This window comes from Paracoccus sp. PAR01, from assembly GCF_014851995.1.
GTDB classification, from domain to species: Bacteria; Pseudomonadota; Alphaproteobacteria; order Rhodobacterales; family Rhodobacteraceae; genus Paracoccus; species Paracoccus litorisediminis.
In genome coordinates this window covers 16819-35745 of sequence record NZ_JACVAW010000005.1, presented here as the reverse complement: position 1 = coordinate 35745, position 18927 = coordinate 16819, and the positions used below count along the sequence as shown (strand labels likewise).

17 protein-coding genes are annotated in these 18927 nt (G+C 63.9%); 5 read left to right on the top strand and 12 right to left on the bottom strand.

What is annotated here, in order from left to right:
• Position 1 precedes the first annotated feature (1 nt).
• Together IB235_RS10470 and IB235_RS10465 are read left to right on the top strand one after the other, a co-directional pair.
• Positions 2–820 (top strand): ABC transporter permease, encoded by an 819-nt coding sequence (locus IB235_RS10470; RefSeq protein ID WP_192336677.1) that lies wholly within the window; start codon positions 2–4, stop codon positions 818–820.
• Positions 820–1473: an aspartate/glutamate racemase family protein gene (locus IB235_RS10465; RefSeq protein WP_192336676.1), complete on the top strand. Its 654-nt coding sequence runs from the start codon at positions 820–822 to the stop codon at positions 1471–1473. The genes IB235_RS10470 and IB235_RS10465 overlap by 1 nt, the downstream gene beginning before the upstream one ends.
• On the opposite strand, the gene aspT is transcribed toward IB235_RS10465, so the two are convergent.
• The 11 genes from aspT to IB235_RS10410 form a co-directional block, all read right to left on the bottom strand.
• Complete coding sequence (gene aspT / locus IB235_RS10460; protein ID WP_155040483.1) at positions 1470–3146, bottom strand: aspartate-alanine antiporter; 1677 nt, start codon at positions 3144–3146, stop codon at positions 1470–1472. The genes IB235_RS10465 and aspT overlap by 4 nt on opposite strands.
• Before the next feature lie 169 nt (positions 3147–3315).
• Positions 3316–4275, bottom strand: a complete 960-nt coding sequence (locus IB235_RS10455; RefSeq protein ID WP_192336675.1) for a dihydrodipicolinate synthase family protein — start codon at positions 4273–4275, stop codon at positions 3316–3318.
• Positions 4276–4437: 162 nt separating this feature from the next.
• Positions 4438–5142, bottom strand: a complete 705-nt coding sequence (locus IB235_RS10450; RefSeq protein WP_155040485.1) for a GntR family transcriptional regulator — start codon at positions 5140–5142, stop codon at positions 4438–4440.
• A 65-nt stretch (positions 5143–5207) separates the two neighbouring features.
• Complete coding sequence (locus IB235_RS10445) at positions 5208–6236, bottom strand: proline racemase family protein (protein WP_155040486.1); 1029 nt, start codon at positions 6234–6236, stop codon at positions 5208–5210.
• 16 nt (positions 6237–6252) lie between these two features.
• Positions 6253–7932 (bottom strand): aconitase X, encoded by a 1680-nt coding sequence (locus IB235_RS10440; RefSeq protein ID WP_192336674.1) that lies wholly within the window; start codon positions 7930–7932, stop codon positions 6253–6255.
• Positions 7929–8930 (bottom strand): 4-hydroxyproline epimerase, encoded by a 1002-nt coding sequence (locus tag IB235_RS10435; protein ID WP_192336673.1) that lies wholly within the window; start codon positions 8928–8930, stop codon positions 7929–7931. Before IB235_RS10435 ends, IB235_RS10440 begins: the two co-directional genes overlap by 4 nt.
• Before the next feature lie 3 nt (positions 8931–8933).
• Positions 8934–10214 carry an FAD-binding oxidoreductase gene (locus IB235_RS10430; RefSeq protein WP_192336672.1) on the bottom strand — a complete coding sequence of 427 codons (1281 nt, stop codon included), beginning with the start codon at positions 10212–10214 and terminating at the stop codon, positions 8934–8936.
• Positions 10215–10216: 2 nt separating this feature from the next.
• Entirely contained in the window at positions 10217–10939 is a 723-nt protein-coding gene (locus tag IB235_RS10425; RefSeq protein WP_155040490.1) for an amino acid ABC transporter ATP-binding protein, read from the bottom strand.
• A complete protein-coding gene (locus IB235_RS10420; protein ID WP_192336671.1) occupies positions 10932–11585 on the bottom strand; it encodes an amino acid ABC transporter permease in 654 nt (217 codons plus the stop codon). Before IB235_RS10420 ends, IB235_RS10425 begins: the two co-directional genes overlap by 8 nt.
• A gap of 11 nt (positions 11586–11596) precedes the next feature.
• Entirely contained in the window at positions 11597–12262 is a 666-nt protein-coding gene (locus tag IB235_RS10415) for an amino acid ABC transporter permease (protein WP_192336670.1), read from the bottom strand.
• Between the two features lie 72 nt (positions 12263–12334).
• Positions 12335–13141 carry a transporter substrate-binding domain-containing protein gene (locus IB235_RS10410; RefSeq protein ID WP_155040493.1) on the bottom strand — a complete coding sequence of 269 codons (807 nt, stop codon included), beginning with the start codon at positions 13139–13141 and terminating at the stop codon, positions 12335–12337.
• Between the two features lie 301 nt (positions 13142–13442).
• Between IB235_RS10410 and ilvD the strand changes: the two genes are divergently transcribed.
• Positions 13443–15278 (top strand): dihydroxy-acid dehydratase, encoded by a 1836-nt coding sequence (gene ilvD / locus IB235_RS10405; RefSeq protein ID WP_155040494.1) that lies wholly within the window; start codon positions 13443–13445, stop codon positions 15276–15278.
• 51 nt (positions 15279–15329) lie between these two features.
• Here ilvD and IB235_RS10400 read toward each other — a convergent pair whose 3' ends face one another.
• The gene (locus IB235_RS10400) at positions 15330–15953 is read right to left on the bottom strand and encodes a TetR/AcrR family transcriptional regulator (RefSeq protein WP_192336669.1); all 624 of its coding nucleotides are present in this window, start codon (positions 15951–15953) and stop codon (positions 15330–15332) included.
• A 181-nt stretch (positions 15954–16134) separates the two neighbouring features.
• Between IB235_RS10400 and IB235_RS10395 the strand changes: the two genes are divergently transcribed.
• Together IB235_RS10395 and IB235_RS10390 are read left to right on the top strand one after the other, a co-directional pair.
• Entirely contained in the window at positions 16135–17346 is a 1212-nt protein-coding gene (locus tag IB235_RS10395; protein ID WP_192336668.1) for an HlyD family secretion protein, read from the top strand.
• A gap of 3 nt (positions 17347–17349) precedes the next feature.
• A complete protein-coding gene (locus IB235_RS10390; RefSeq protein ID WP_192336667.1) occupies positions 17350–18924 on the top strand; it encodes a DHA2 family efflux MFS transporter permease subunit in 1575 nt (524 codons plus the stop codon).
• Positions 18925–18927 lie beyond the last annotated feature (3 nt).

Below are 18927 nucleotides of genomic sequence, written 5' to 3'. Positions count from 1 at the left end.
CATGGAACCGCGCCCGCGCAGCTTCTATGCGCTGACCGCCTTTTTCATCCTGTTCGTGGTCTTTCTTTACGGGCCGACGATCACCATCGGCATCCTGAGCTTTCAGGGACCGCAGGGCGGGCTGACCTTCCCGATGAACGGGGTCTCGACCTACTGGTTCCACAACCTGTTCCAACAGCAGGCCGTGGGCGATATCTGGGGCGCGTTCCGGCGATCATTCGCGCTGGGACTGATGGTCATGATCGCGACGGTGGTCATTTCGGTCATGGCCGGGCTGGCGTTTCGCAAGCGCTTCACGGGTTCGGGGGCGCTGTTCTATCTGACCATTGCCTCGCTGGTGATCCCGTCGATCTTAGTGTCGCTGGGGGTGGGGCTGATCTTCAACCAGATCGGGGCCAAGGTGCATTGGTCGACATCCGGTTTCGGCGCGCAGCTGACATGGACGCTGCCCTTTGGCTTGCTCATCATGTTCGCGGTCTTCAACCGCTTCGACAAACGCTTTGAGGAGGCCGCCCGTGACCAAGGCGCGACACCGTGGCAGACGATCCGCCATGTCGTGTTGCCGATCATCGCGCCCTCGGTTGTGGGGGTGGCGCTGTTTGGCTTCTCGCTGTCCTATGACGAATTCGCGCGCACCCTGCTGACGGCGGGCAGCCATAACACCCTGCCGCTGGAGATCTTTGGCATGACGACCAATGTCACCAAGCCGGTGATCTTTGCGCTGGGAACGCTGACCACGGTGTTTTCCTTTGCCATCATTCTGGCCTTCCTTGGCACGCTCTGGGTTCTTGGCAAACGCCGCGCAAGACGGGCCGGCTGATGAAGCTGCTATATCTGAACCCAAATTCATCGGCGCATATGACCGACGGTATCGTCGCAGTGGCACGTCAGGCCCTGCCCAAGGCCGAAATCCTCGGCTGGACAAACCATGGTGCCCCGCCCGCGATTCAGGGCCCCGAGGATGGTGCGGCGGCCATCCCCGGTCTGCTGGCGCAGCTTCCCGCGGCGAGGGAGGCTGGGGCGGATGCCATCGTTATCGCCTGTTTCGACGATGTCGGTCTGGACCAGATGCGCATGGCCGCGCATTGCCCGGTTCTGGGCATCGGGCAGTCTGCCTTTGCCACCGCGACCCTTCTGGGGCTGCGCTATTCGGTGATCACTACGCTGGCCGTCTCGGTCCCGGTGATCGAGGGGAATATCCGCGCCTCCGGCTATGACACGCTGTGCCGGGGCGTGCGGCCATCGGGACTGCCGGTCCTGACCGTTGAGGCCGGTGGCGAGGAAGTTTGCCAAAGGCTCGCCGATGAGATGCGACAGGCACGCGACCATGACCAAGCGCAGGCCGCCATTCTGGGCTGCGCTGGGATGGCGGGACTAAAAGCCGAGCTTGCGCGCCGCACGACATTGCAGGTGATCGACGGGGTCGAAGCCTCGGCCCGGCTGGCGGCGGCATTGGCCCAGATGGCGGTCTAACCGGACAAGGCGTGCGCCAGATTGACGATGATTGGCCCGGTCAGCGGCAGCAGCACATTGGCCACGGCATAGGTGACGGTATAGCCGATGACCGGCGTCGCATTGCCTGCCAGATTGACCAGCGCACTGATCGCGGGCGTGCTGCAATGCTGGCCGGCGATGGCCCCCAGCAGGATCGGCAGCGGCACGCGCATCAGCTTCAGGCCGACGAACAGCGACACGAAGGCGGGCGCGGTCGATAGCAGGATGCCCAGCACCGGAAAGACCAGACCATATTCCTTGATCAGCTTGATCGCGTCGGGTCCGGCACCCAAACCGATGGCCGCGATAAAGACGGTCAGGCCGAAATCCTTGGCGAAATGCGCGGCAGCCTCGGGGAAGGCGCCGTGGCGCGGAAAGCGCATGTTGAGCCAGCCGAACAGCAGCCCCGAGAGCAGCGCGCCGCCCCCCAGACCCAGCGTCAGGTCCAGCGCGCCCATCCGGAAGCTGAGATGGCCGATCAGCAGACCCACAAGGATGCCAAGGCCAAGGAAGGTAAAATCGGTGACCTCGTCGGGGGGAAGCGGCTCGCCCAGACCCTTGACCGCGCGCTTGACCGATTCCTCGGGGCCGAACAGGGTCAGGACGTCGCCTTCCTGCAGGATGGTCTTGGGCAGGGCCGGGATATCATGCCCCATGCGGCGGATCTGGGTGACAAAGATCCCGCGCTGATCCTCGGGGCGGGCAAGGCGGCGCAATTCGCGCGACTCGCGGCCAAAGACCTCGCGCCGGGACAGGATGACCTCGGCGGTGGTGACGGGAAAGCCGGTGGCCTCGGCGTATTGAACCTCGCGGCCCAGAATCTTGCCGGCGGCAATCAGGGTGCTGCGTCGTCCGCGCAGCAGCACGATATCGTCGGGCTGGATCACGAAATCTAGATCCACGGGCAGCAGCTTGCCGTCACGCTTGACCCCCTGGATCACCACGGTCCAGTGGCGTTTTTCCTCGAATTCGCGGGCCGTCTGACCGGCCAGGTCGCCCGCCTCAAAGGCGCGCTCGACGATGACGGGCAGGGAGGTGTCGACCCCTTCCTCGCCGCCGCCCAGCTTGTCCAGCAGGGCAGCAGCCTCGGCCCGCACGTTTCGGCGCAACATGGCTGGGGCGATCTGGGTCACGAAAACCACGATCGAGATCAGCCCGAACAGGTAAGTCAGGCTGTAGGCGGTGGCGATATTGGCCAGCATTTCCTCGGATTGGACGGGGTCCAGATCCAGCTTGGAAATCGCCTCCGAGGCGGTGCCCAGTACCGCCGATTCCGTGGCCGAACCTGCGAAAAGCCCCGCTGCCGTGCCTGCATCCAGCTGGAAGAAAGCGACCGCCGCCAAGGTCAGTGACAGGGCAACCGTCACCTCGATCAGCGGAAACACGGCATAGCGCGCCCCGCCCCGGATATTGGCAAAGAATTGCGGCCCGGCCGTGAAGCCAAGCGCATAGATGAACAGTGCGAAGGCCGTGTCCTTCAGCTCAACCGGCAGGCGGACGCCGAACTGGCCAAGGGCAAGTGCCACGAACAATGTGCCGCAGACGCCGCCGATGGCGACCGGACCGATCCGCAAGCGGCCGATCAGATGTCCGAGTCCTAGGCAGATGAAAAGCGCGGCGACTGGATCGGTTAGGTATGAAAATAGCGACATGATCACCGTCAGTTGCGATGGTTCAGCCTTCTGAGGCGAAGGGAACCACGGCTTGGGCGGTCAGCGCAAGGGCTTCCTTGGGGAAGCCTGACTTTGGAGGTGGGCGTGTTCGCCGTGCCGCGGGGGCGGGCGCCGCCGGAATGGCGACGCCCTTGAGTTCAAGGCGTGATCAGGCGGCGTATTTCAGGGCGCTCGGCTGTTTCGACCAATCGGCATACCAGCCGTCGAACAGTTTCAGCTGGGCCTCGGCATAGCCGCGCTGGCTGTCGCTGAGCGCGTCGGTCTCGATGAAGTGCAGGAGGTATTCCGGGTTCCCCTTCAGCACCATCATGTGCTTGAAGTACAGGACCAGATCCGGGCCTTCGTCGAACGAGGACAGCACGGCCAGTGCGGCTTCCAGCTCCAGCGCGCGCTGACGGGCCTCGACATCGCCTTTCGCAGCCGCTTCGCACAGCGCGACCAGATGCAGCACTTCCTTGGGCAGGACGCAGCCGATGCCGGTGATCGCGCCTTTGGCGCCGCAATTGACGAAACCGTGGAAGACGCAGGTGTCGACGCCGATCATCAGGGTCACGCCGTCATCGCGGCTGGTGATGTTTTCGGCGGCATAGCGCATATCGGCGGGGCCACCGAATTCCTTGAAGCCGATCAGGTTCGGATGTTCGGCGCGAAGGGAGAAGAACAGGTCGGCCTTGGTTGCGAAACCGTAATAGGGGCTGTTGTAGATGACCGCCGGAAGGTTCGGCGCGGCGGCGAGGATCGCCTTGAAATGGTGGCGCTGCGCGGAGATCGAGGGGCCGCGTGACAGCACGCGGGGAATGACCATCAGGCCATGCGCGCCGACTTTCTGGGCATGGGCGGCCAGTACCACGGCCTTGGCGGTGTTGATCGCGCCGGTGCCGACGATGACCGGAACCCCGGCCTTGACCAGACGCTCGACGCCTTCCATGCGCTCTTCGTCCGAGATCAGCGGCCAATCCCCCATCGAGCCGCAATAGACCACTGCCGACATGCCCGCAGCGATCAGTTCCTTGCCCTTGCGCACCAGCGCATCGAAGTCAGGGCGGCGGTCCTCGGTGCAGGGGGTCATCAGGGCCGGGATGCAGCCGGAAAAGATCTGGGCGTTCATGGGTCGTTTCTCCTGTCGGGATTCGTGGCGAGAGGCCCCGAATCGGCTTTCGGTCGACTTTCACAATATCATTTGTATTTTTCTTGTCGACAAGTTTTCGACCGCCCATGCAAAAGCCCGCCGACGACAGGCGCACGGCGGGCTTGAGCGATTTGGGCCGGGTTAAAGCGCGATCTGCTGGCGGCGGTCGCGGGCCATCATCTGCCGGATCTGGTTGACGATCTGGTCGGCATGTTGCGCGGCCAGCCGGTCGGCAAGGGCAATGTCGCGGGCCTCGATCGCGGCGACAAGTCCGTCATGTTCATCGACATATTGCTGCGGCAAGCGGTCGTCGAAGGACGAATAGTAGATCCGCAGCATCCGCCGCCCTTCGTCCAGCAGACGCAGGAACAGTCCGAGGTAATAGGGATTGCGCCCGGCCTCGGCGATGGCGGCATGAAACTCGCGATTGGTTGAGATCATCGCCAGCGCGTCCTGTGTTTCGACCGCATGGGCGAATTCGGCCTGACGGCTGCGGATCACCTCAAGATCGGCAGGGCTGCGATATTCGGCGGCCAGCCGGGTGGTGACGCGATACATCAGCGTCAGCGCGTCAAAGAAGGTGTGCAGGTTCAGGAAGTCGATATTCGACACCACGGTCGAGCGGTTGGGCAGTGTCGTGACCAGCCCTTCGCCCGCCAGCCGGACCAGCGCCTCGCGGATGGGGGTGCGCGACATGGACAGGCGTTCGGCCAGCTGGATTTCGTCGATCGGGCTGCCCGGCGGCAGGACGAGGTCGATGATTTCGTCGCGCAGGATCTCGTAGACGAATTTCACCCCTTCGCCGCGCTTGCGCTCGGTGGCCGGAGATGAAGGTTGCTTGGTCATAGGCGCGGGTTTCCTGTCGTTGAAAGAACGGGCCTTCTGGTGGTTTGTCCGGGTGGGCGCAAGCGTCACCGCGCCCCCCAGCTATCGGCCAGCCGGTAACCCTGCGGCCAAGGGTCCGAGGGGTCCAGCATGTGCTGATGGATGCCGGTGACCCAGCCCCGGCCCGAGATCTCGGGCAGGATCGCCGGGGTGTCGCCGACCTGCGTTGTGCCCAGGATGCGGCCCTGAAAGGTCGAGCCGATCAGCGAAACGGCGGTCAGGCTGTCGTCCATCGTCATCTGGCCACGCGCATGCAGCACCGCCATGCGGGCCGAAAGCGCGGTGCCGGTGGGCGAGCGGTCGACCTTGCCCGGCTGGATCGCAACTGCGGCACCTGCACGCAGACCTTCGGGACCGCGTTCGAGCGGACCGGCGAACAAGCAGAACGAAAAATGCTTCCAGTCAGGCAGTGTCGGGTGCTGGAAGCGCAAGGCGGCGTTCGCCGCATCGGTGATGCGCACGCCAAGGCGGGCGATGTCATGGGCCTCGGCCTCGACCAGCGAAAAACCCATGGCCTGCGCATCGACAATGACAAAGCTGTCGCCGCCAAAGGCGGTGTCGACGGTCAATGTGCCTAAGCCCTCGACCTCCAGCTTCTGGTCGAGGTCGCCGGCGAAGCTCGGCAGGTTCTGGACAAAGATGCGCTCGGCCTTGCCGTTCCGGCATTCGGCGCGGACGCGGACCAGCCCGCCGGGGGCCTCAAGGGTCAGGTGGGTTTCCGGTTCCTGCATCGGGATCAGCCCGCCATCCAGCAGCACCGTCGACACGCAGATCGAGTTCGACCCGGACATCGGTGGCGTGTCCTCGGGTTCCATGATGATGAAGGCGGCGTCGGCCTCGGGGTGTTTCGGCGGGACCAGCAGGTTTACATGGCGAAAGACGCCGCCGCGCGGCTCGTTCAGGACGAAATTGCGCAGGGTCTGGTCGCGGGCGATCCAGCGGCTTTGTTCCCAGATGGTGTCGCCGGGTGGGGGCAGGACGCCCCCCACGATCACGTCGCCCACCTCGCCCTCGGCATGGGCGGAAATCACGTGGATGGTCTTGCTGCTGCGCATGCCTTTGGTCCTTTGGTCATTCTAGCCATGCCGGGCGCGGCGATGCGCTTGCGGTCATGGCGGCTGTCACGCAATCGGCGAGGCTGCCGAAGCGCATGTCCCGGCCGGAAAGTCCCGGCCCGTAATGGGCGTATTTGCCGGAATTGGTCATCACCACGCGGGCGGCGGGCGGAAAGACGGGCTCCGAGATCGAGCACCAGCACAGGTCGGGGATCACCTGCACCCCCGCCTGTTCCAACCGGGCCAACGTCCCATCGTCGCGCAGCGCGGATATGACCTGACGGCCCGCAGTGACGATGACAGGGATGCGGATGGTGCGCCCCGACAGCAGATCCGCCAGCGCCCGGCATTCGGGGGCCGAGGCATGGGGGCTGCCGATGGCGATCAGGTCGACCCCAGACGGACCGTGGTTCAGCAGGTCCCAGCCCTTGGCCAGATCGGCGCGGGTGATCTGCTGGCTTGGCGCATCGGGCAGGGCGGCGCCGTCAGCCTCGGGCGTCACGCCGTCGATATGCAACATGGGCGCGGCCGAGGTCGTGCCAAAAGCCGCGCAAAGTGCCTTGAGGTCGTCGGGGTTTCGCTGCGCCCCGGACAGTCCCCGCAGCAGCGGAATACGGTCGGGGCATAGCCGCCCGGCCAGATAGCCGATCAGTGGCCAGATCGACTCATCCGCGCCTTGGGGGAGGTCGACATCGAGAATGGCGGCGGCCTTGCGCCCCGCGTCCAGATAGACACCGGAAAGTGGCGCGCGTCCCGTGACCGCCATGCAGAATTCCAGAAAATCCGGATGTTTGGGGCTGCGCGCGCCCAACACGCTATTGGCATAGATGACGGCGTTCGATTCCGCCCAGGCCAGCGCCTCACCCTGTTCGGGGGCGTCTTCCAGCAGATAGGGCGCGCAGGTGAAGCTGGGCTGGCAGCCCATGCGGACATAGGCATCGGCCAGCCGCGCGGCCGGGTTGCCAAAGACCGGCGGCACGCCCTGCGCTTGCCAGTTCTGGCGGTCGACCGAGATGGCGTTCATCGTGGTCGGCACCCGGACACGTGCGCCAAGCGCCAGCATTTCCTCGGCGAAAGTCAGGTTGGCGGGGCTGGCATAGATGCAGCCATCGACATGGCCGCGTGTGATGTCGATCAGTGCATGCGCGCCTTGCTGGCGGGCCATGGCGCAGATGATCCGCATGGCCAGCGCCGTGGCGTTGCCGTCGTGCCCGTCCAGCATGGCGCGGTCAGCGTCCGTCAGGTCCAGCGCCTCGGGCGCGGGGATGGTGACGGGGATGCTGATACCGTCGCCCGTGATCGCGTCGGGGCCGATCCGCAGGAAAGATGCTGCGGCCAGCCGGGCCATGACTGCGGGGGACACCCGCAACACGGGCAGGGGGCGCTGAAACATCTCGGCTGCGATCAGCGTGCCAAGGGTCAGCACGTCCTCGGCTTCGGAAAAGATCAGCGCGGCGGGCGCACGCCCCGACAGCGCCATGTCGAGGATCACGCCCGAGCCAGAGCACGAGCCCCGGCTGGTCGGCATCAGCAGCACCTTGCCCGCGATATCTGCGCCATGCGCAGGGTGATGCGTGTCGATCACCCGCGCCGTGGCCGGATCGACGCCGCCCCAGAAGCTGAGCCCCTCGGCCAAAGCCAGAACCGGCCCTTCAGCCGTGCCGGAGAGGATGGACAGGGCGGCGTCGTTTGTCATTTCACCACGAAGCCATGCGCAAAGGGATCGCGTTCGTCGATGAAGATGGTGTTATAGCCGGTCATCCGCGCCCAGCCCGCGATCGACGGGATGATCGCCGGGCGGTTCGCCACGGTGGTCTCGGCCTCGACCCGGCCCTTGAAGATCGAGCCGATGATGGATTCGTGCCAGAATTCGTCGCCCGTCTTCAGTTCCCCTTTGGCGGCAAGCTGCGCCATGCGGGCCGAGGTTCCGGTGCCGCAGGGGCTGCGGTCGATGGCCTTTTCGCCGTAGAAGACGGCGTTGCGGGCGTGGGCGCCCTCGACCGTCGGCGCGCCGGTCCATTGGATATGGGAAAGGCCGTTGATCTCGGGGTGTTCGGGATGGACGAATTCGTATTTCGCGTTCAGCGCGGCGCGCAGTTTTGGCGACCAACCGACCAGCTCGGTCGCGGTATGGTCGGCCATGTCGCGGAAGTTCTTCTGAGGCTCGACGATGGCGTAGAAATTGCCGCCATAGGCCACGTCTACCACGATCTCGCCCAGACCCTCGACCTCGGCGGTCAGGCCCTCGGCGTAAAGGAAGCCCGGCACGTTGGTCAGGCGGACTTCCTCGACGAAGCGGCCCTCTTGGCGATAGGTGATATCGACCTTGCCAGCGGGGGCGTCGATCGACAGCTTGCCCGGCTCGCGCGGCTGGATCAGGCCGTTTTCGATGGCCATGGTGATGGTGCCGATGGTGCCGTGGCCGCACATCGGCAGGCAGCCCGAGGTTTCGATGAACAGCACCGCCACGTCGCAATCGGGGCGGGTCGGCGGGTAAAGGATGCTGCCCGACATCATGTCATGGCCGCGCGGTTCATACATCAGGCCGGTGCGGACCCAGTCGAATTCGCGCAGGAAATGCGCGCGCCGTTCCAGCATGTTCGCGCCCTCAAGGCGCGGGCCACCGCCCGAAACGAGGCGCACGGGATTGCCGCAGGTATGCCCGTCGATGCAGGAAAAAGTATGGGTCGTCATGGGTCAGAACCTTTGGGGCGAGAAGGGAGTAAGGTCGATGGCGGGACGGTGGCCCGTCACCAGTTCGGCGACAAGGCGCGCGGTGCCCGCCGATTGCGTCAGGCCCAGATGGCCGTGGCCAAAGGCATAGGTCACGCGCCGCGTCGCGCGGGCATGGCCGATCACCGGCAGGCTGTCGGGCAGCGACGGACGGAAGCCCATCCATTGCGCGCCCCCTTCGGTGTCGAGGCCGGGCAGGAAGGCCTTGGCCTTGGCCAGCATCGCGTCCGAGCGTTTGAAGTTCGGCGGCAGTTCCAGCCCGCCCAGTTCGACCGCACCGCCGACGCGGATGCCGGTCGACAGGTTCGAGACGACAAAGCCATGCCCGCCAAAGGTGATCTGCGTGCGCAGATCCAGCGCGCCGGGCGGCAGGGTGGTGTTGTAGCCGCGTTCGGTTTCCAGCGGGATGTTTTCGCCAAGGCTGCGCGCGATGCGATGCGAGAAGGCCCCCGCCGCGACGACGACATGGCTGGCAAGGCGCGTGCCGTCGATCTCGACGCCGCCTTCGACGGGGCGCAGCGAGGTCACGCCCGCCTGCTCGATCACGCCGCCCTGGGCACGGAAATGCTGGGCCAGGGCAAGGGTGTAAAGCCGCGGATCGGCGATGGAATGCCAACCGGGTGTGAAGGTACCCTTGATGAAGCGCGGCGCGATTCCCGGCTGCAGCGCGGCCATCTGGTCCGCGTCCATGTGCTGGAACTCGATCCCGTGGCGGGCGCGGGCCTGCCAACCGGGCAGCGCGGCTTGAAATTCGGCCTCGGTTTCATAGACCTGCAGGTTGCCATCCTTGCGCAGCATAGGCAGCGTGCCCGAGGCGGCGAGGAATGGCTCAAGCTCGGCCCGCGACAGGTCCATCAGCGCGGTCTGGGCAGCCGTCGAATGGGCGACACGGGCGGGCGAACAGGCGCGCCAGAAGCGGTACATCCATGGCGCGATCGTCAGCGCGTAGGATGGCGGCACCGAAAGCGGCCCCAGCGGGTCCAGCAGCCATTTCGGGGCCTTCTTCAGGATGCCCGGTGAAGCCATGGGCAGAATGTCGGTGAAGGCGAAAGCGCCGGCATTGCCGGCCGAGGCACCCGCTGCCGGACCTTCGCGGTCAAGGACGGTGACGGTCAGGCCGCGCGATTGCAGGGCGATGGCGGTGGACAGGCCCACGACACCCGCGCCGATGACGATGACATCCGTCTGCGGCGGGGTTCCACCCCGCACCCCGGGGTATTTGGGAAACGATGAAGTCTGGTTCATGTTCAATGTGTCGCCGCGAGGAATTTCTGCAGCTCGGGGTCCTTGGGTGCGCCGAAAAGCTCGGCCGGGGGGGCGATTTCGGCCATGACGCCCTTATGGAAGAAGGCGACCCGGTCCGAGACTTCGCGGGCGAATTTCATCTCATGCGTGACGCAGATCATGGTCATTCCTTCGGAGGCGAGCATGCGCAGGGTGTCCAGAACCTCGCCCACAAGCTGCGGGTCAAGCGCCGACGTGACCTCATCGAACAACATGTAATCGGGCGACATGGCCAAGGCACGCGCAATGGCCATGCGCTGCTGCTGGCCACCCGACATCCGGGTCGGATAGACACCCAGCTTGTCGGCAAGGCCGACATGGGTCAGCTGCTTGACGGCGATTTCCTCGGCGCGGGCTTTGGGGATGCCCAGCACCTTGCGCGGGGCCAGCATGACGTTTTCCAGCACGGTCAGATGCGGGAAGGCGTTCCATTGCTGGAAGACGATCCCGATTTTCTGGCGCAGCTTGTTGAGGTCGGTGGCTTTGGCATGGACCTCGGTTCCGTCGACCAGGATCTTGCCGGAATCGATCGGCTCGAGCCCGTTGATGCAGGTCAGAAGCGTCGATTTACCCGAGCCCGAGCCGCCGATGATGGTCAGCACCTCGCCCTTGGCGACAGTCAGGTCGATGCCCTTGAGGACCTCCAGCGAGCCGAAGGATTTGCGGACGTTCTGGATCTCAATCATGGGACCACCGTTTCTCCAGATAGCCGCCGAAACGGGCGATGGGGAAGGAAATAAGGAAGTAGAAGGCACCGCAGACCATCAGCAGGAACAGCGGTTCTTGCAGGCGGGTGATCAGAATCTGGGTCGATTTCAGCAGCTCGACCACCTGCACGATATAGACCAGCGCCGAGTCCTTCATCACGCCAAGCGCAAGCCCGATCCAAGACGGCAGCGCCACGCGGGTCGCCAGCGGCATGACGATATTGGTCATGTCCTGACGCCAGCTAAGGCCCAGCGAGCGCGCCGCGCGACGCAGGGTCAGCGGCACGGATTCGATGCCGCCGCGCACGATTTCCGCGCAATAGGCGGCGGTGTAAAGCGACAGCACCCCGCAGGCGACGGTGAAGCCCGAGATGCGGATCCCCAGCACCGTCGTGACAAAGGCGTTGGCCAGCACCAGTTGGATCAGCAAGGGGATCGAGCGGAAGACATCCAGAACGAAGGTCAAAGGTGCGGCCCACCAAGGCCCTACCTGATAGCGGAAGACCCCGAAGACGATGCCAAGCACCGTGCCGAAAAAGACCGAGATCGCGGTGACGATCAGCGTCATCCCCGCACCCTTGGCGAGGAAGATCAGATCGTTGGCGTTCAAAGCAGTATCGAACATCGCGGCCCCCTTCAGTAACGGAACAGCCGGGCCGCAAGGACGCGGGCCGAAAGGGTGATCGCCTTGGTGATCACATAGAAGATCACGGCGGCGATGGCGAAAAGCTCGAAGGTGCGGAAGGTGCGCGCGTTCAGCTCACTGGTGACGCCGTAAAGGTCGGTATTCATCGCGACGACCGCGCCCAGCGAGGTCATCAGGATCGCCCAGACCATCTGGTTGGTCATCGGCAGGAACGAGATCCGCAGCATCTGCGGCATCACGACATGGCGGAAGGCCTTGCCCGCGCTCATCCCCAGCGAGCGCGCCGCGCGTGCTTGGGTGTCGGGAATGGCTTTCAGCGCGCCGCGGAAGTTCTCGGCCAGATAGCCTGCATTGTTGAAGGCGATACCGATCAGCAGGGACAGGAACGGGCTAAGATGGATGCCGAAGTCGCCAAGCCCGAAATGCACCATGTAGATCTGGAACAGCGCGGGCGTGTTGCGGGCGATCTCGACCCAAGTTGTGGCGATGGCGGAAAGGATGCGGTTTCCCGACAGTCGGAAGACGGTCAGAAGGATCGCGACCGCAATGCCGATCAGCATCGACAGCAGCGCGATCTCGATGGTCACAAGCGCACCTTCCAGCATCTGCGGAAGGGAATTCAGCGCCTGATTCCAGCGGAAATTGTAATTGAACATGACCGCCTCATGGCTTTGAGCGGTGATGCGATGCGGGGCGCGCAGGCCCCGCACCGCGAACAGGCGGAAGGATCAGCGATAGACGCCCTGAATCGTCAGGTTCGCGGGCTCACCCTCGCCGACCCATTTCTTGTAAAGCTCGGCATAGCGGCCGGTGCGGACCTGCTGGTTGATGAACAGGTTCATGTAGTTGATCAGGCCGTATTCCTCGCGCAGCGTGATCAGTGCGACATAGTCGGGCACCATCGGGGCCTTGTCGACGATCTTGATGCCCTTGAAATTGCCCGATTTCACATTGGCCTCGGCGACTTCGACGGTCGAGACGGTGGCGTCCAGCTGACCCTGCGACAGTGCCAGGAACACATCGGCCTGGTTCTGGTAAGGACGGAATTCGCCCGCGCCCCATTCCTTGACCTTGCCCTCAAGCCAGATCGCCTCATAGGTGCCGGCGGTGGCGCCGACGGTCTTGCCCTTCATGCCTTCCCAATTCGCCATGTCCAGCCCCTCGCGCGAGACGACGGCGTTTTCAAAGGCGTAATAGGGGATCGAGAAGCCGACGGTCTTGGCGCGTTCCAGCGTGTCCGAGGTCGAGGCGACGGCGACATCGACCGAACCCGACATAAGTGCGGGGATACGCTCGGGGAAGGTGGTCTCGACCACTTCGGCGGTGACGCCCAGCGATTTCGCCAGATCGTTGCAGTAATCCACGTCGAAGCCCTGCGGATTGTTATTCGCGTCACGCGAACCCATCGGAGGGAAATCCAGCACGACGGCACAGCGCAGAGTGCCTGCGGCGATGATGTCATCAAGCTTGTCAGCAAGCGCCGGACCGGCCAGCGTGGTTGCCACGGCGGCAAGGGCAAGAAGCGAGGTCTTCATTATTGTCTCCCGTGTTGGTGTTCGGGTCTTTGAGTGACCGTTGACTCAATTTGTATCCTCGCAGTCGACACAAAAATCAAATAAAAAAATACATAAAGTATATAACATGCGCATGCAGTGGGTTGCAGGGAGTTCGGCAGGCGCTCGGGACAGAAAGTTTCGTGACGGACCGGGCTCACGATGTTTTTGTTGCAGAATCGGGCGGAATTTGACGTCCGGCTCTGGCAACTTGCCTGCGATAAGTGGTAACCCTGCCGCAGACGGGCCGCCAGCGGTCCAGATCCACACGGGAATTTCGAACATGCCAGCCTATCGCTCTCGCACGACTACCCATGGACGCAATATGGCAGGGGCCCGTGGCCTCTGGCGCGCCACGGGGATGAAGGACGGGGACTTCGGCAAGCCGATCATCGCGGTCGTCAACTCGTTCACGCAATTCGTGCCGGGCCATGTCCACCTCAAGGACCTTGGCCAGCTGGTCGCGCGCGAGATCGAGGCCGCGGGCGGCGTCGCGAAGGAGTTCAACACCATCGCGGTCGATGACGGCATCGCCATGGGCCATGACGGCATGCTGTATTCGCTGCCCTCGCGCGAAATCATCGCCGACAGCGTCGAATACATGGTCAATGCCCATTGCGCCGATGCGATGGTCTGCATCTCGAACTGCGACAAGATCACCCCCGGCATGCTGAACGCGGCGATGCGGCTGAACATCCCGGCGGTTTTCGTTTCCGGCGGGCCGATGGAGGCCGGCAAGGTCGTCATGCATGGCAAGACCCATGCGCTGGATCTGGTCGATGCCATGGTCGCCGCCGCAGACGACTCGGTTTCGGACGAGGACGTTCAGGTCATCGAGCGTTCGGCCTGTCCGACCTGTGGCTCCTGCTCGGGCATGTTCACGGCGAACTCGATGAACTGCCTGACCGAGGCGCTGGGTCTGTCGCTGCCGGGCAATGGCTCGACGCTGGCGACCCATTCCGATCGCAAGCGTCTGTTTGTCGAGGCTGGCCATCTGATCGTCGATCTGGCCCGCCGCCATTATGAGCAGAACGATTACAGCGTCCTGCCGCGCAATGTCGCCAACAAGAAGGCGTTTGAAAACGCCATGTCGCTGGACATCGCGATGGGCGGTTCGACCAACACGGTGCTGCATATCCTTGCCGCCGCGCATGAGGGTGGGATCGATTTCGACCTGAAGGATATCGACCAGCTCAGCCGAAAGGTGCCCTGCCTGTCCAAGGTCGCCCCGGCCAAGCAGGACGTGCATATGGAGGATGTCCACCGCGCGGGCGGGATCATGGCGATCCTTGGTCAGCTGGAGCGGGGTGGCCTGATCCATCGCGACACGCCGACCGTCCACACCCCCACGCTGGGTGAGGCGATCGACCGCTGGGACATCAGCCGGACCGACAGCGAGACCGTGCACAACTTCTTCCGCGCAGCTCCGGGCGGTGTGCCGACGCAGGTTGCCTTCTCGCAGAGCGCCCGTTGGGATGAGCTGGACCTTGACCGGCAGAATGGCGTGATCCGCTCGGTCAACTCGCCCTTCACGGCAGATGGCGGCCTCGCCGTCCTGAAAGGCAATATCGCGCTGGACGGCTGCATCGTGAAGACGGCGGGTGTCGATGAATCGATCCTGAAATTCACCGGCCCGGCCGTGGTCTTTGAAAGCCAGGACGCGGCGGTCAGCGGCATTCTGGGCAACAAGGTCAAGGCGGGCGATGTGGTCGTCATCCGCTACGAAGGCCCCAAGGGTGGGCCCGGCATGCAGGAAATGCTGTATCCGACCAGCTACCTGAAATCGAAGGGGCTGGGCAAAGCCTGCGCGCTGATCACCGATGGCCGCTTCTCGGGCGGGACCTCGGGCCTGTCGATCGGTCATGCTTCGCCCGAGGCGGCGCAGGGTGGCTTGATCGGGCTGGTCAAGAATGGCGACACGATCGCCATCGACATCCCGAACCGCACCATCGACCTGCTGGTGGATGAGGCCGAATTGGCAACGCGTCGCGCCGCGCAGGATGAACTGGGCTGGAAACCGGCCGAACCGCGCAAGCGCAATGTCACCACCGCGCTGAAAGCCTATGCGGCCTTCGCGTCGTCGGCCGACAGGGGTGCGGTTCGTATCCTGCCAGAGTAAAACCATCGCCCCCGCCCGCATCACGCAAGATGCGGGCGGGGGCTGACCAGCTCAGGCGCTGTAACCTTTCAGGAACAGCCCGACCCGACGCGTGATGTATTCCTCAAGCGCGTCGTCCGGCAGCGGCGGCATCATCAGCAGGCCGCGGCGCTGCTGGCCCGACAGGACCAGATCGATGAATTCGCTGCTGGCAGCCTCGCAATTGTCGATCTGCAAATCGCCACGCTCGACACGCTTGGTCAGATATTCGGCCAATGTGCGGGCCGAGCGCATCGGGCCGGCCTGATAGACGGTTCGGGCCAGTTCGGGGAATTTCTCGCCAGTGCCAATGACCATGCGCATGGCGCGCATGACTTCGGTCTGCAGAAGCGTTTGCAGCATCTGGCGGGCAATCGCATGCAATTCGTCGCTGACCGCTCCGGTGCCCGAGGCCATCTGGCGGATGACGGCTTGCAGGCGACTGCATTCGCCCATCACCAGCGCCTGAAACATCGCTTCCTTGCTGTCGAAATAAACGTAGAGCGTGCCCTTGGACACGCCTGCGGCGCGGGCGACATCCTGCATGGATGCCGCGTCGAAGCCTTTCGTCATGAACATCTTTCTTGCGCCATCAAGGATTTGCTGGCGCTTGGGACTGTCCTCGACGGCAAGGGCTGTTTCCGCGATCTCGGTCATTCTGGTCCGTTTCCGAATTCTGGTGACATTACCCCATTGAAATGGGGCTGCGCAGACCCAATTTCTAGATTGACCGAACGGTTCGGTCAATATTATTCTACCGCCTTCCCGGCCCGCGGAATCAGGGCCGCGCCCTCCCCATGCATGCCGATTTGCGGCACATCACGAAAAAGGCCGGATCATGGCAGTCTCCGATGACCAAATCACGCCCGCGCAAACCCCTGCGCCCAAGGCAAAGACGGGCAAGGCCAAGCGCATCCTGTCGGTCCTCGCGATCGCGGTGCTGGCCTTGGCCGGATATGAGGGCTGGCACTGGTTCAGCTATGGCCGTTTCCACGAGGAAACGGATGACGCCTATCTGCAGGCTGACCTGATCCAGCTGCAGGCCCGCGCAACCGGCTATGTCTCGGATATCATGGTCGAGCCGAACGCGCAGGTGGTCAAAGGGCAGGTAATCGCCCGCATCGACCCCGAGGATTATCAGCTGGCGCTGGAGCGGGCGCAGAACAGTCTGGCCACCGCGAAAAGCGCCGAAAGCCAGTTGCAGGCGCAGATCACCGCGGGCAAGGCCAGCATCGCGCAGGCCGACGCCGCGATCCTTGCCGCAGGGGCCACGAATGACGGCGCGCAGAAATCCTATCACCGCGCCAAGGATCTCAAGAGTAGCTCGGCCGGGACGCAGGCTGCGCTGGACGCGGCCGAGGCGACCGCCAAATCCGCCGCAGCTCAGGTGAAAAGCGCCGAGGCCGCCCTGTCGCAAGCGCAGGCAGAATTGACCGTGCTGCATGCCAAGGTGGACACCGCCCGTCTGGACGTGCGTTCGGCGGAAACCGCCGTGCGTCAGGCGCAGCGCGATCTGGGCTTTACCGAAATTCGCGCGCCCTTTGATGGCGTGATGACCGAACGGCAGGTGGAAGTCGGTTCCTTCGTGACCACCGGCAGCCGCATCGGGACGCTGGTTCCGGTCAGCAAGGTCTATGTCGAGGCGAATTTCAAGGAAACGCAGATCGCGGATATCCATCCCGGCGCGCAGGTCTCGATCAGTGTCGATGCATGGCCGGATAAGCCGCTGAAAGGCAGCGTGGTCAGCATGACGGCGGGGACGGGTCAGGTCTTCAGCCTGCTGCCCGCGTCGAACGCGACCGGGAACTTCACCAAGGTCGTGCAGCGTGTGCCCGTCCGCATCGAGATCGATCCCGCCGACCGCGAGCACCTGCCGCTGCGTCCCGGCATGTCGGTCATCGCCCAGATCGATATCCGCACGGGTGAGCCGATGGCGGTGCTGCCTGCAACCCCGGCGCATCAGGATCAGCCTGACCTGCCACAGGGCGATGCGATCAGCCAGAATCCGGCCCGACCCACCGACCAGCAGGTCGCCCGGACCGGAGGCTGACCGATGGCCGCCCCGGCCACCGCGGGCGGCGCGCCCGCTCAGGACCAGATTGATCCCCGCCGCCTGATCACCTTCCTGCTGATGGTGCTGGGGATGTTCATGGCGATTCTGGACATCCAGATCGTCTCGGCCTCGCTGCCAGAAATTCAGGCCGGGCTGGCCGCTTCGGGCGACGAGATCCAGTGGATCCAGACATCCTACCTGATTGCCGAGGTCATCATGATCCCGCTGTCGGGCTATCTGTCGCGGATGCTGTCGACGCGCTGGGTCTTTACCATCTCGGCGGGCGGGTTCACGTTGATGAGCCTGCTTTGCGGGCTGTCGACCTCAATCGGGGAAATGATCCTGTGGCGCTCGTTGCAGGGTTTTCTGGGCGGCGCGATGATCCCCACGGTCTTTGCCTGCGCCTATACGATCTTTCCGCGCTCCAAGATGCATATCGTCTCGCCGATGATCGGGCTGGTGGCGACGCTGGCGCCGACCATCGGGCCGACGCTGGGCGGCTATCTGACCGAGTTCCTCAGCTGGCACTGGCTGTTCTTCATCAACATCATCCCCGGCATCATAGTCACCGTCGCGGCCTTCACCCTGATCGACTTCGACAAGCCCGACCTGAGCCTGCTGAACAAGTTCGACTGGTGGGGCTTCTTGGGCCTCGCGCTGTTTCTGGGCGCGATGGAATATGTGCTGGAGGAAGGCGCGGGCGACGACTGGTTCGCCGATCATGTGATCGTCATCATGACCGCAGTGATGGTGGTGGGCGGGTTCCTGTTCTTCTGGCGGGCCTTTACCGCAGATGAGCCGATCGTCCGGCTGGACGCCTTCGCCGACCGCAACTTTGCCATGGGGTCGCTGTTCTCATTCGGTCTGGGGATCGGGCTTTACGGGCTGATCTATATCTTCCCGGTCTATCTCTCGGCGGTGCGCGGTTATAACTCGCTGCAGATCGGTGAGACGATGATGGTCTCGGGGATCGCCATGTTCCTGACGGCACCGATTGCCGGGCGCTTCTCGCAGACATCTGACCCGCGGATCATGATGGGCATCGGCTTTGTCATGTTCTCGCTTAGCTGCTGGATGATGACCGGGCTGACCGAGGATTGGGATTATTGGGAGATCTTCGTGCCGCAGATCCTGCGCGGCGTGTCCCTGATGCTGTGCATGGTCCCGGTGTCGAACATCGCGCTGGGGATGCTGCCGCCCGATAAGGTCAAGAACGCCTCGGGTCTGTTCAACCTGACGCGGAACCTTGGCGGTGCGGTCGGTCTGGCGCTGATCAACACCATCCTGACCAACCGTCAGGACTTCCACTTTGCCCGTCTGGCCGAAGGGGTCAGCGTGACCAGCGACGCGGCCCAAAAGGCGATCGGGATGCTGGAGCAGGCCTATTCCACGCTGGGCGATGCGGCCCATACCGCCGCCCTGTCGACGATTACCAGCATGGCCAAGCTGCAGGCCGTGGTCATGTCGCTGTCGGACATCTTCCTGATCCTGGCGATATTGTTCCTGTCGCTGGGCGGGCTGCTGTTCTTTGTCGACAAGCCTGCCGCTGGCGGAGGAGGCGGCGACGCCCACTAAAGG